Here is a 12,239-nt window from a genome sequence, read left to right on the forward strand (position 1 = left end):
CCGCCTATCGGGCCGCAATCACGCCCGCCGTGACAATCAGCGCCGCCCCGCCGAGCAGCCCCCATGTCGGCGTCGCGAGCCCGCCCGCAATCAGGAACAATGCGCTCACGAGCGGTGTCGCATAGGCCAGCGTGGCGAGCAGCAGGCGATTGCCCTTTCGCACGCCGTGATCCCAGGCGAGATTGCCGAGCCCCAGCGGCACGACCCCCACCAGCGCGGTACCCATCAGCGCTTGAGGGGTCGGCGTGACCCAGCCCTCGAGCAGGAGATGGATCGCGAACGCGATGGCGGCCGACAGCGCGAGCCCCCACGACAATGCGTCGGGCGCGTTCTCGCCTTGCCACAGGCGGAAGACGACGAAAAGCGCCCAGGCCAGCCCGCCGCCTGCGGCAAGCCCGGCACCCATCCAGGAGAGATCGCCGCCCCCGCCCCCGATAACCAGCGCGGCGCCGGCCAGTCCGATCGCCACGCCGCCGATATGGTGCCTGCGAAGCGCCGCGAGCCCCAGGGCGGCGGCGAGCAGCACGACGATCACCGGCCAGAGATACAGGATGAGATTGGCCTCCGCCGCCGGGATGTGGCGGAGCGCCATGATGAAGAGCACGTCCGACAAAAGAAGGCCAACCGCGACCATGACGGCGGCGAGCCCCCTCGACGCTCGCAGACCGGCACCGTCCTTTCGGCCGGCGGCAACCGCCGCCGCGCCGGAGCCTGGCAGGGCAAAGAGCAAAAGCGCCCCGGTCGCGAAGATGATCGCGAGATACTGGAACAACGGCATCGAAGCGGTGGTCAGCGCCGCCAGCAACGGCCATGTCGCCCAGAGCGGCACCGCCAATGCGCCGACCAGCGTCCAGAGAAGTTTCGATCCCGATGGAGGCCAAGGGATGGTGTCCGGCAGCCTCAAGCGGGCGACAAGGGTCGCCATGGCGGCATCTCCCCAGCGCAGAGAGCGATACTGATAGGGGATACTGGACGACCGCGCTTGCGAAGGAAAGAGCCGAGGCCTGCTTCCTCTCCCGCTCCCGTCCTGGGGAAGGGGAGAGGAAAAGAAACAAGAGCCTCACCCCTTCACGCAGAGCACCTGCTTCAGAGTATGGACCACCTCGATCAGGTCGGCCTGGGCCGCCATGACGGCGTCGATATCCTTGTAGGCCCGGGGCGTCTCGTCGATCACGCCCTCGTCCTTGCGGCATTCGACGCCGTCCGTCGCCAGCCGATGATCCTCCAGCGTGAAGCTCCGCTTGGCCTCGGTCCGGGACATGACGCGGCCGGCCCCGTGCGAACAGGAGCAGAAGCTCTCGGGATTGCCCTTGCCGCGCACGATGAAGCTGCGCGCGCCCATCGAGCCCGGGATGATGCCGAGATCGCCCTCGCGCGCCCGCACGGCCCCCTTGCGGGTGACCCAGATGCTGGCGCCGAAATGCGTCTCCTTCTCGACATAGTTATGGTGGCAGTTCACCGCCTCCGCCGTCAGCTCGAGGTCCGGGAAGAATTCCTGCAGCAGCCGGGCGATCGCCTCGAGCATGGCGTCGCGATTGGCGCGGGCATAGTCCTGGGCCCAGCCCACCGCCTCGACATAATCGTTGAAGAGGGCGGTATGCTCGGTGAGGAACGCCAGGTCCCGGTCGGGCAGATGGATGCTCTGCTTCTCCATCTCCCGCTTGGCGAGCGCGATGAAATGCGTGCCGATCCGGTTCCCGATGTTGCGCGAGCCCGAATGCAGCATGATCCAGAGCATGCCTTCCTCGTCGAGGCACAGCTCCTCGAAGTGATTGCCGGCGCCGAGCGTGCCGATCTGCTCCGCGGGCGAGCTCTTCACCTGGAGGGCCGGGTGCTTCTCCTGGATCCGCTCGAAGCGCGTCTTGAGCTTGCCGTACCAGCGCCGCTCCGCATGGCGCGGGACGGTGCGATGCGAGGCGGCGCCGACCGGGATCAGCTCCTCCATCCGCAAGCGGATCGCCTTCAGCTCGTCGGGCAGCCGGCCGGCCTCGATGTTGGTGCGCACCGCGGCCATGCCGCAGCCGATATCGACGCCGACGGCGGCCGGGACGATGGCGCCTTGCGTCGGCAGCACGGTGCCGACGGTGGCGCCCTTGCCGAGATGGACGTCGGGCATCACCGCGACATGCCGGTAGATGAAGGGCAGGCCCGCGATGTTGTGAATCTGCTCGCGCGCGTGGGGCTCGACGGGGACGCCTTCGGTCCACATCCTGATCTGCCCGCCCTGCCGGCCGCGTTCGGTGATCATGGTCCTCGTTCCGCAGGGATCGCCTGCGAAATCCTCATTCTCCTGCGATGTCGGATCCGGCCCGCGTGAGGATCGCCACATCCGGGCGGCCGGGGCGCGCGTTATAGCAGGGTCTGCAAAGAAGGAAAGAGAATAGAGTCCCTCATGCCGTCACGCTGCCCGCGTCGGGCTGTAGCGCGCGACCAGGGCGCGGAGCTGCGCCGGCTTCACTGGCTTCAGCAGCACGTCGAGCCCGAGATTGCGGGCGCGGGAGAGGTTGGCGGCATCGCGATCGGCGGTGACGAGGGCGGCCGGCAGGCGCGGGCCCCAGGCGCCGCGCAGCCGGCCGATCTCGGCGAAGCCGTCGGGGCGATCGTCGCCCAGATGCAGGTCGATCAGCACCAGATCGGGCACGCGGCCATTGACCGTGGCCAGCGCCTGATCGGCGTCGCCGACCGCCACGACATCGCAACCCCAGCTTCCGAGCAGGGCCGACATCGCCTCGCGCACCGGCGCTTCGTCGTCGATGCAGACCACCATCGCCGCACGGCCGGTCGCCGGTCGCGCCGGCACCAGCGGGGGCGTGCGCTCCGCCCGTGCGGCCGGCGACTGCGCGGCTTGCGGCACCTCGATCGAGAAGGCGGCGCCATGGCCCGGCATCGAGACCAGCCGCAGCGGGTGGCCCAGCATGCGGGCGATGCGATCGACGATGGCGAGGCCCAGGCCCAGGCCGCGCTCGCCTTGCGCTTCGCCGCGATCGAGCCGGATGAATTCCTTGAAGACCTCCTGCTGGCTCGCCTTGGGGATGCCGGGCCCGTTGTCGATCACCATGATGCGCAGCGCCCGGCCCGCGCGACGGCAGCCGATCAGCACGCGCGCCGGCCGGCCCGGCACATGGCCGTAGCGGATCGCGTTGGCGAGGAAATTCTGCAGCACGCGGCGCAACAGGGCGGGATCGGTCTCGACCACGGCGTCGCAGGCGACGAGCCGCAGCTCGACGCGGCCTTGGGCCGCCACCGGCGCGAAGGATTCCACCAGCGACTGCAGCAGCGGGCCGACGGGCACCGGCTTGCGCTCGGGGCGCACCGCGCCGGAGTCGAGCTTCGAGATGTCGAGCAGGGCGTCCAGAAGGTCGTCGACCGCACCGAGGCCGAGCTCGACCTTGGCCACCAGGTCGTCGCCGGGATGGCGCTCGGCCAGCGCCGCCAGGAACAGCCTTGTCGCATGGAGCGGCTGCAGCAGATCGTGGCTCGCGGCGGCGATGAAGCGGGTCTTGTCGACATTCGCCTCCTCGGCGCGCGCCCGCGCCGTCTCGAGCTCGGTGGTGCGTTCCGCGACCCGGCGCTCGAGCGATTCGTTGGCGAGACGCATGGCTGCTTCCGCGCGCCGGCGATCGGTGGTGTCGACATAGAGCAGGAAGAACCCCAGCACCTCGCCGCGCTCGTCGCGGTGCGGGATATAGGTGCCGTGAGCGATCTCGATCTTGGCGTCGTTCGCCGGGAACTCGATCTCGAAGCTCTGCGGCCGGCCGGCCAGGGCGGCGTCGATGCGCGGCTTGAGGCGCGCATAGCGGGCGGGATCCAGGATCTCGGCCACGCGACGGCGGCCCTCGGAATCCTGGGCCGAGAGCTTCATGACGGCCTGGTAAGGCCGGTTGGCGAAGCGGTAGCGCTCCTCGCGGTCCACATAGGCGATCAGCACCGGCACGTTGTCGGTGATGATGCGGATCCGCCGCTCGCTGTCGCGCAAGGCCTCGGCGGCGCCGACGCGATCCGTCACGTCGTTGGCGGTGACGACGATGCCCCGGTCGGAAAGTGGATCGACGCGAAGCTCGGTCACGGCGCCGCTGGCCAGACGGAGTTCCTGGAAGGCGGCACCCGCCTGGCGCGCCAGCACGCCCAGGGCCGGCACCGCATGGGCGAGGTCGAACTGCGTGACGCCGATGCGCAGGCGGTCCGGATCGAGGCCGGTCAGGGCCGCGAAACGCTCGTTCCAGACCTCGAGCCGGCCTTCGGCATCGAACACAGCGATGCCGAGGCCCATATGGTCGAGCGTACGGCGCAGCAGGTCGGCGTTGTAGCGGATGGCCTTGGTCGCCTCATCGAGCATCTCGCGGAAGGTGCCGGGCAGCCAGAGGCCTCGCCGCCGCGCCGCCGACACCACCACGCGCGCCGAGGCCGAGCCGATCGTTCCCGACAGCAGGCGCTCGGTGAAATCGAGGGCCGCGGCGCCGGAAAGCTTCTGCCCGGCGAAGGCTTGGTCCGCGCGCGCCGCGCCGATGAAGCGCGCCGCCAGCTCGCGCAGATGGTCGAGCTGAGCGGCCGCGGCCTCCTCGATGGCGTCGCGGCGCTCGATCTCGACGTCGGAGACGAAGGCGGCGGCCTGGGCGAGATCGCGGGCCGCCGGCTTGGCCCAGAGCGAGCCGATCACGGTCAGGCCCAGATTGATCAGGAACCCGACCACGAAGCCGCGCGTCAGCGGATCGAGCCAGGCGAGCGGCCCGATCGGCGGGATGGCCGTGGCCGCGTCGGGCTCGATGGTCGGCCAGAGCACGGCCCAGAACCAGACGACGAAGCCCGCCGCCATGCCGCCGATGACGCCGTAACGATGGGTGCGTCGCCAATAGAGGCCGAGGACCAGGCCCGGCGCGAAGTTCGAGACGGCGCAGAACGAGACCATGCCGATCGTCGCCAGCGGCAGGATGCCGGTGATGATGCGGTAATAGGCGAAGGCGGCGAGCAGGATGGCGACCACGGCGATCCGGCGCACCAGCAGCGCCAGCTGGCCGATCGTGCCCTCCGTCGGCTGGTGGCGGCGCAGCAGCAGCGGCATCACCAGCTCGTTGCCGATCATGCCGGAGAGCGCCATGCAGGCGATGGCGACCATGCTGGTGGCGGCCGAGAGCCCGCCGATGAAGACCAGCGACACCAGCCAGTCGGCGCCGGCGCGCAGCGGCAGCAGCAGCACGAAAAGGTCGGGATCGATCGAGGGGCCCAGGAGCAGCAGGCCGGCCAGCGCGATCGGGATCACGAAGATGTTGATCAGCAGCATGTAGAGCGGGAACAGCAGGCGCGCGGTCGGCAGGCTGCGAGGATGATGATGCTCGACCACCGCAACATGGAACTGGCGCGGCAGGCAGAGGAAGGCGATGGCCGAGAGGGCGGTCAGCGCGACCCAGCTCGCCGTCGGCGCGAAGCTGGTGGGATCGGAGGGCAGGGCGGCGGCATCGAACCGCGCCATGAGATCGTGGGGGCCGTCATAGAGCTGCCAGACCACGAAGATGCCGGCCGCCAGCAACGCGCAGAGCTTGACCAGCGATTCGAAGGCGATCGCCATCATCATGCCGCGATGCTGCTCGCTCGCCTGCACATGGCGCACGCCGAACAGGATGGTGAAGGCCGCCATCAGCAGCGAGACGATGAGCGCCGTGTCCTGCCAGAGCGGCGTGGCGGCCTTGGCGGCCGCGGCCCCGGATTCTCCGGCCAAGGCGGCAAAGGTGAAGGAGACCGCCTGGAGCTGCAGCGCGATATAGGGCATGGCGCCCATCACCGCGATCACCGTGGCCAGCACGGCGACGGCGCGGCTGCGGCCGTAACGGGCGCCCAGGAAATCGGCGATCGAGGTCACGTTCTGGCGCTTGGCGACGCGCACGATCTTGGCCATCAGCGGCTGGGCGAACAGGATCATCAGGGCCGGGCCGACATAGATGAGCGCGAAGTCGAGGCCGCTGTTCACCGCCCGGCCGACCGCCCCGTAGAAGGTCCAGGAGGTGCAGTAGATCGCCAGCGACAGCGCGTAGACGATGGGGGCCAGCCGGCTCGACGCCCAGGACCGCGCATGCCGCTCGCCAATATGGGCGATGACGAAGAGCAGGCCGAGATAGGCCAGCGACAGGCCGAGAATGGGCGTTCCGTGCGACATCGTCATGGGAGGCTAGGCCTCGATCCCGGGTCCGGAAAGGCGAACCGGTTCCGACCAAAGTATAGGGTCAATTTCAGAGCCTGGGACGCTAACAGGAAAGCGGGAAAAAGGGGTGGGTCTGGGAGACTCCAGGTGGCTGATAAGCCTGGAATCTCCGCGAAGAACAACTTCATAACGCCATTGGGGAGAAACCATGAGCGCTCAACAAGGCACGGCCGGCAAGGTCGGTGCGCAGGGTGGCATAACGGACAAGCGGCTGGTGGTCTTCGCCTCGTCGCTCGGCACCGTTTTCGAGTGGTACGACTTCTATCTCTACGGCTCGCTGGCGGCGATCATCGCCAAGCAGTTCTTCTCCGGCGTCAATCCCACGGCGGCCTTCATCTTCGCGCTGCTGGCCTTCGCCGCCGGCTTTGCGGTGCGCCCCTTCGGCGCGCTGGTGTTCGGCCGGCTGGGCGACTTGGTCGGGCGCAAATACACCTTCCTGATCACGATCGTGATCATGGGCCTTTCGACCTTCATCGTCGGCCTGCTGCCGAGCTATGCCTCGATCGGCATCCTGGCGCCGGTTGTCCTCATCGCCCTGCGCCTGCTTCAAGGCCTGGCGCTCGGCGGCGAATATGGCGGTGCCGCCACCTACGTGGCCGAGCACGCGGCGCCGAACCGGCGCGGCTACATGACGAGCTGGATCCAGACCACGGCGACGCTGGGCCTGTTCCTCTCGCTGCTCGTCATTCTCGGCGTGCGCACCTGGATGGGCGAGGAAGCCTTCGCCGCCTGGGGCTGGCGCATCCCGTTCCTGGTCTCGATCGTCCTGCTCGGGGTCTCGGTCTGGATCCGGCTCCGGCTCAACGAGACCCCACTGTTCCAGCAGATGAAAGCCGAGGGCAAGGGCTCGAAGGCCCCGCTGACCGAAGCCTTCGCGCGCTGGTCGAACCTCAAGATCGTGATCCTGGCCTTGCTCGGCCTCACCGCCGGCCAGGCTGTGGTCTGGTACTGCGGCCAGTTCTACGCGCTGTTCTTCCTGACCCAGACACTCAAGGTGGACGCGGCCACGGCCAACATCCTGATCGCGTTGGCGCTCTTGATCGGCACGCCCGGCTTCATCTTCTTCGGCTGGCTCTCCGACAAGATCGGCCGGAAATACATCATCCTCGGCGGCTGCCTCCTGGCCGTGATCACCTATTTCCCGGTGTTCCACGGCCTCACCCACTTCGCCAACCCGGCTCTCTATGCCGCGCAGGCAAGCGCCCCGGTCACGGTGGTCGCCAACCCGGACGAGTGTTCGTTCCAGTTCAATCCGGTCGGCACCGCGAAGTTCCTGAGCTCCTGCGACATCGCCAAGGGCTTCCTGGCCCGCAACTCGGTCAACTATGAGAACGAAGCGGCGGCGGCCGGTGCGGTGGCGCAGATCAAGATCGGCGATACCGTGATCGAGAGCTTCGACGCGCATGGGCTCGCGGGCGACGATCTCAAGGCCAAGACCGATGCCTTCAACACGGCCGTCGGCGACGCCATCAAGGCGGCGGGCTATCCGGCCAAGGCCGACCCGGCGCAGATCAACTACGTCGTGGTTGTCCTGCTGCTGATCTATCTCGTGATCCTGGTCACCATGGTCTACGGGCCGATCGCGGCCATGCTGGTCGAGCTGTTCCCGACCCGCATCCGCTACACCTCGATGTCGCTGCCCTATCACATCGGCAATGGCTGGTTCGGCGGCTTCCTGCCGCCGGTGGCCTTCGCCATGGTGGCGGCCAAGGGCGACATCTATTACGGCCTCTGGTACCCGATCGTGGTGGCGGCGATGACCTTCGTCATCGGCCTGATCTTCATCCGCGAGACCAAGGATCACCGGATCGACGTGCTCTAGCCGCCGATCCGCAACGGAGCCAACGACGGTACCCCCGTCGTCTGGGGCCCTCTCCTCCGGGAGAGGGCCCCTTTTTTGCGTCGGGTGACGATCCGCGATGAGGCGCTCGAATCCCCTTCCCCGGAACGGGGGAGGGCCGGGGTGGGGGCTCGGTACCGGAGGCCGTGCAGCCCCCTTCCCAACCATCCCCCGTTCCGGGGGAAGGGGCAGAACGGGCCGCCCCACCGAAAAGGCTGCGGCCATCGGCTCCTGACAAGCCGGGCCGGTCCCCCTATATTCCCGGCCATGCCGAACGGACCCGCCCTCGACGGCCTGACCGCCCCGCTGCGCCTGGAAGGCGTGGCGCCGGGCGCGCGCGTGGTCGCGGCCATGTCGGGTGGCGTGGACAGTTCCGTGGCGGCCGCGCTCCTCGCCCAGGCGGGCTACGAGGTGGTGGGCATCACGCTCCAGCTCTACGACCATGGTGCCGCGGTCGGCCGCAAGGGCGCCTGCTGCGCGGGCCAGGATATCTATGACGCCAAGCGCGTCGCCGACCGGCTCGGCATCGATCACTATGTGCTCGATTACGAATCCCGATTCCGTTCGGCCGTGATCGAGGAGTTCGCCGACAGCTATCTCGCCGGCGAGACGCCGATCCCCTGCGTGCGCTGCAACGAGCGGGTCAAGTTCGGCGATCTCCTGGGCACGGCGCGCGAGCTGGGGGCCGCGGCGCTCGCGACCGGCCATTATGTGCGCCGTCTCGAGGGATCGGACGGCCCCGAGCTTCATCGCGCGGTCGATCCGGCCCGCGACCAGAGCTATTTCCTCTTCGCCACCACGGGCGCGCAGCTCGACTATCTGCGCTTCCCCCTGGGCGGCCTCGAGAAGCCCCAGACCCGCGCGATCGCCGAGCGCCTCGGCCTCGGCGTCGCGGCCAAGCCGGACAGCCAGGACATCTGCTTCGTGCCCTCGGGCCGCTATGCCGAGGTGGTGGAGAAGCTGCGTCCCGGAGCGGCCGAGCCCGGCGACATCGTGCATGTCGATGGCCGCCTGCTGGGCCGTCATGGCGGGCTGCTCAATTACACCGTGGGCCAGCGCCGCGGCATCGGCATTTCCGAGAGCCAGGTCGATGGCGAGCCGCTCTATGTCGTGCGGCTCGAGCCGGCACGCCGCCGGCTCGTGGTCGGCCCCAAGGCGGCGTTGGGGATCACTGCGGTCCGGCTGGGTGCGGTCAACTGGCTGGGATCGATCCCGGCTGGCGGCGAAGGCGAGGCGGTCGAGGTCAAGCTGCGCTCCATGAGCGCACCCGTCCCGGCGCGGCTGTGGCTCGACGGGCAGGGCGGCGCCCGGGTCGATCTCGACCAGCCGCAGTTGGGTGTGGCGCCAGGCCAGGCTTGCGTGTTCTATCGCGGGAGCCGGGTGCTGGGCGGCGGATGGATCCGGCGTAACGAACCCCAGGCGGAGGCGGCGGCATGAGCGAGATCGAGGACCTGACCCGCACCTTGAACGAGAAGGTGAAGCTCCTGCAGCCTCTGGGCTACAGGCTCAAGATCGAGCTCGACGAGGGCGGGCTCGTGCTCTGGGACGGCACCGGCAGCGCGCCCGTGATCAGCAACGAGGACGGTGCCGCCGACACCACGCTCAGGATGACAGCCGCCAACGCCAAGGCGCTGATGGAAGGCCGGCTCGATCCCACGCTCGCCTACATGACCGGCAAGCTCAAGGTCGAGGGCAAGCTCGGCGTCGCCATGAAGCTGGCGGCGATGCTGGGGGATTGAAAGGCGCCTGGCGGCTGCCAGGCGGGATCGCGGCGAACGGATGCCGATCCCGCGGCGGCAAGATGCCTAGGAGTGGTGATCGGACGAGGTCGGATCGTCGGCGTCGCCACCCAACCCGAGACCCATACCGACTCCCATGCCCATCCCGCCGGCGGCCATCCCCATGCCGCCGCCTTTGTTGCCGCTTCCTTGCCGGGCTTCTCCCTGTCCGCCGCGCTCGCCTTTGCTGCGGCCGCTCGAGCTTGACGGCCGCGCGGGGCCTTGCCTCGGAAGGGCAAGGTCGGACGGTGTCGGGGCGAGATCGAGCGCCTTCCGGATGAAATCGCGCAGCGAGACGACGAGGTCATGGGTGTGGACCGGGCGCCCGGCCACCAGTTCGCGCGCGGCGCGCTCGGCCAGCCGGACCTGTTCCTCGGTTCCCAGCAGGATGATGTCCGACAGGGCCGCCTCGACGGCATCGCGGATGCGCCGCCGTCGCTCCGATTTCGGAACGCCCTCGATGGCGGGGTCCGGGGCCGTCAGGGACTCGCCCTCGGCAGCGGGCTCGCCCAGCCGGCGCAAGTCGCGCCGATGGGTGGGATCGACCATCAGGTCGCCGGTGAAGGAACCGCCCAGGGTCTTGTAGGCCGCGATCAGCGTGCGCAGGCGCTCGTTGATCTGCCGGTTCACGCGCTCGCGGCGCTGCTGGACCGTGACCATCACCAGCAGGCGGATGCCGACGCCGATGAGCGTGAACAGCGCCAGGCCGAGCAGGGTGATGAGCACGCTCTGCCATGAACTGAAATCAATGTTGCGCAAGCGGCGCCTCCTCGGCTGTGCCCTCCAACCTGATGATCCATGATCGGCGGGAGCCGGCGCAAACGACAAATCGCGGCCGGTGCCCATGGCGAACGGCCTGGGCGGCCCTATCATCATGGGGCGGACCCTGGTCCGTCGTAAGGGGAACTCAAATGACGACCCGGCGGATGGCGAAACGGTTGCGCCCCTTTGGCGTCCTGGTCGCGGCCGTCTTCACGATCGCAGCCTCCTGCACGCCAGGATCCGAAGGGCAGACGGATAACGGGCTGCCGGCGGCCCAGACGCCGGTTTACCTGTCCGTTGCGGTGCCCCACCTCGATGATTCGGGAAACAAGGGCTGGACGGGGGTCGGCACCTGGCCCGGGAAGCCCGATACCTATGTGGTGCTGCCGCTTACGCTGGCACCCCTGGTGCGGATCTATTTCTCCGCGCCTTATCCTTCCAAGTTCCACATGACGGCGACGATCGGCATCGCGGAACCGGATACCACCGCCGGGTTCGGGGCCGTGCACGACCAGACGGTAGACCTCCCCGAATATGTCGGCGACCAGCAGGACCCCACGGCCGGCTATTTCCAGCTTCTCGATGTCGACCCGCAAGCGAACCCGCCGCGCTGGCACTACCAGATCAGGCTTCCGGACTCCGTCCTGGCGGCGAACTCGATCGCCATCGCCATTTCCGATCTGTCGGAAAATCCCGCTTACACGGGGCCGCAGCAGGAGAGCGGCCCGCTTGCCTTCACGCTCGATGACGGCGGCACGGATGTCAGGGTCGTCGTCGATATCCGGCTGGATACCGGCGAGGGCATGGTGACGAGCGACCCGCCCGGCATCGACTGCCGTCCCACCTGCAAATTCCGGTTCAGGGGCTGGACGACGGTCACGCTGAAGGTGAAGAGGCGGGAGGATTACACCTTCAGCGGCTGGTCCGGGGCCTGCAGTGGCAGCACGACCGGCAGCTGCACGCTGACGCTGGACGGAACCGGGAAATGGGTGACCGCGACCTTCGGGAGCTTCCTGGGGCCGGAATGCAGCGTGCACGATCCCTACTGCACGGAAGGCACGCAGCCCTTCCCGCAGCCCAACCCCTGACCCCGACGGGGCGGGCCTGCCTCGGCGATCCCGCCGGATTCCGACGAAAATACATATCTCTAGGGGCGACGTCCGCGCTGGTTGACAGGGGTTCGGCCTTCGCCATATACCCTTGCGTCCCGCGGCCGGCCCCCCAGAGGCCGGCCGATCTTGTTCCGGGGCCTTTGATCCGAGTACCGGTTGGGCGGCGTAGCTCAGTCGGTAGAGCAGGGGAATCATAATCCCTGTGTCGGGGGTTCGAATCCCTCCGCCGCCACCAGTACCCCGGATCTTCTCTGGATCTCCTTCCCGACAGTTTCGCATCTGCATGATCGGCGCCCGGCCGGATCGGCGCAGGGCGTCGCTCGCCCCGTCTTCATCGCTCGTCGGGTCGAAACGGCGACGGCGTCGACGTCTGTCGTTGGATCAAAACAGAAAACAATAGGTTTCCATAGTTTCTATTTAAGGCAGCCTCGTTCCCGTTTTACATGGCGGGACTTGGCGGCCTTTCGCACCGGCGTCATATCATTCGACGAGCATCGACCTGCTCGCCCGCCACCACGCCGGAACCCTGCGAGCGCTGCCGAACCGAGACGTCC

Annotated in this window: 8 protein-coding genes and 1 tRNA gene; 5 read left to right on the forward strand and 4 right to left on the reverse strand. The window is 68.3% G+C overall.

Annotated features, from left to right (window positions below):
* Window positions 1–4: 4 nt before the first annotated feature.
* The 3 genes from FRZ61_RS07275 to FRZ61_RS07285 form a co-directional block, all read right to left on the reverse strand.
* Entirely contained in the window at window positions 5–925 is a 921-nt protein-coding gene (locus tag FRZ61_RS07275) for a DMT family transporter (RefSeq protein WP_151116136.1), read from the reverse strand.
* Window positions 926–1,060: 135 nt separating this feature from the next.
* Window positions 1,061–2,248: an RtcB family protein gene (locus tag FRZ61_RS07280; RefSeq protein ID WP_151116138.1), complete on the reverse strand. Its 1,188-nt coding sequence runs from the start codon at window positions 2,246–2,248 to the stop codon at window positions 1,061–1,063.
* Window positions 2,249–2,398: 150 nt separating this feature from the next.
* Entirely contained in the window at window positions 2,399–6,154 is a 3,756-nt protein-coding gene (locus FRZ61_RS07285; protein WP_151116140.1) for a hybrid sensor histidine kinase/response regulator, read from the reverse strand.
* Window positions 6,155–6,341: 187 nt separating this feature from the next.
* Here FRZ61_RS07285 and FRZ61_RS07290 point away from each other — a divergent pair, with 187 nt between their 5' ends.
* The 3 genes from FRZ61_RS07290 to FRZ61_RS07300 all read left to right on the forward strand — a co-directional run bounded on the left by FRZ61_RS07290 (window position 6,342) and on the right by FRZ61_RS07300 (window position 9,772).
* Window positions 6,342–8,015: an MFS transporter gene (locus FRZ61_RS07290; protein WP_151116142.1), complete on the forward strand. Its 1,674-nt coding sequence runs from the start codon at window positions 6,342–6,344 to the stop codon at window positions 8,013–8,015.
* A gap of 369 nt (window positions 8,016–8,384) precedes the next feature.
* Entirely contained in the window at window positions 8,385–9,470 is a 1,086-nt protein-coding gene (mnmA, locus tag FRZ61_RS07295; RefSeq protein ID WP_151120736.1) for a tRNA 2-thiouridine(34) synthase MnmA, read from the forward strand.
* Window positions 9,467–9,772 (forward strand): SCP2 sterol-binding domain-containing protein, encoded by a 306-nt coding sequence (locus tag FRZ61_RS07300; protein ID WP_151116144.1) that lies wholly within the window; start codon window positions 9,467–9,469, stop codon window positions 9,770–9,772. The genes mnmA and FRZ61_RS07300 overlap by 4 nt, the downstream gene beginning before the upstream one ends.
* A 66-nt stretch (window positions 9,773–9,838) precedes the next feature.
* On the opposite strand, the gene FRZ61_RS07305 is transcribed toward FRZ61_RS07300, so the two are convergent.
* A complete protein-coding gene (locus FRZ61_RS07305; RefSeq protein ID WP_151116146.1) occupies window positions 9,839–10,570 on the reverse strand; it encodes a hypothetical protein in 732 nt (243 codons plus the stop codon).
* Between the two features lie 152 nt (window positions 10,571–10,722).
* Between FRZ61_RS07305 and FRZ61_RS07310 the strand changes: the two genes are divergently transcribed.
* Both FRZ61_RS07310 and FRZ61_RS07315 read left to right on the forward strand, forming a co-directional pair.
* Window positions 10,723–11,661 (forward strand): InlB B-repeat-containing protein, encoded by a 939-nt coding sequence (locus FRZ61_RS07310; protein ID WP_151116148.1) that lies wholly within the window; start codon window positions 10,723–10,725, stop codon window positions 11,659–11,661.
* A gap of 183 nt (window positions 11,662–11,844) precedes the next feature.
* Window positions 11,845–11,920 (forward strand) — tRNA-Met (locus tag FRZ61_RS07315).
* The last annotated feature ends 319 nt before the right edge of the window (window positions 11,921–12,239 follow it).

Source organism: Hypericibacter adhaerens (assembly GCF_008728835.1).
In the GTDB taxonomy this organism is placed as follows: domain Bacteria; phylum Pseudomonadota; class Alphaproteobacteria; order Dongiales; family Dongiaceae; genus Hypericibacter; species Hypericibacter adhaerens.

Bases quoted from the DNA above. Each gene is read 5' to 3' on its own strand.
- FRZ61_RS07275 (WP_151116136.1), bottom strand. From the start codon at position 925: ATGGCGACCCTTGTCGCCCGCTTGAGGCTGCCGGACACCATCCCTTGG.
- FRZ61_RS07280 (WP_151116138.1), bottom strand. From the start codon at position 2,248: ATGATCACCGAACGCGGCCGGCAGGGCGGGCAGATCAGGATGTGGACC.
- FRZ61_RS07285 (WP_151116140.1), bottom strand. From the start codon at position 6,154: ATGACGATGTCGCACGGAACGCCCATTCTCGGCCTGTCGCTGGCCTAT.
- FRZ61_RS07290 (WP_151116142.1), top strand. From the start codon at position 6,342: ATGAGCGCTCAACAAGGCACGGCCGGCAAGGTCGGTGCGCAGGGTGGC.
- mnmA (WP_151120736.1), top strand. From the start codon at position 8,385: ATGTCGGGTGGCGTGGACAGTTCCGTGGCGGCCGCGCTCCTCGCCCAG.
- FRZ61_RS07300 (WP_151116144.1), top strand. From the start codon at position 9,467: ATGAGCGAGATCGAGGACCTGACCCGCACCTTGAACGAGAAGGTGAAG.
- FRZ61_RS07310 (WP_151116148.1), top strand. From the start codon at position 10,723: ATGACGACCCGGCGGATGGCGAAACGGTTGCGCCCCTTTGGCGTCCTG.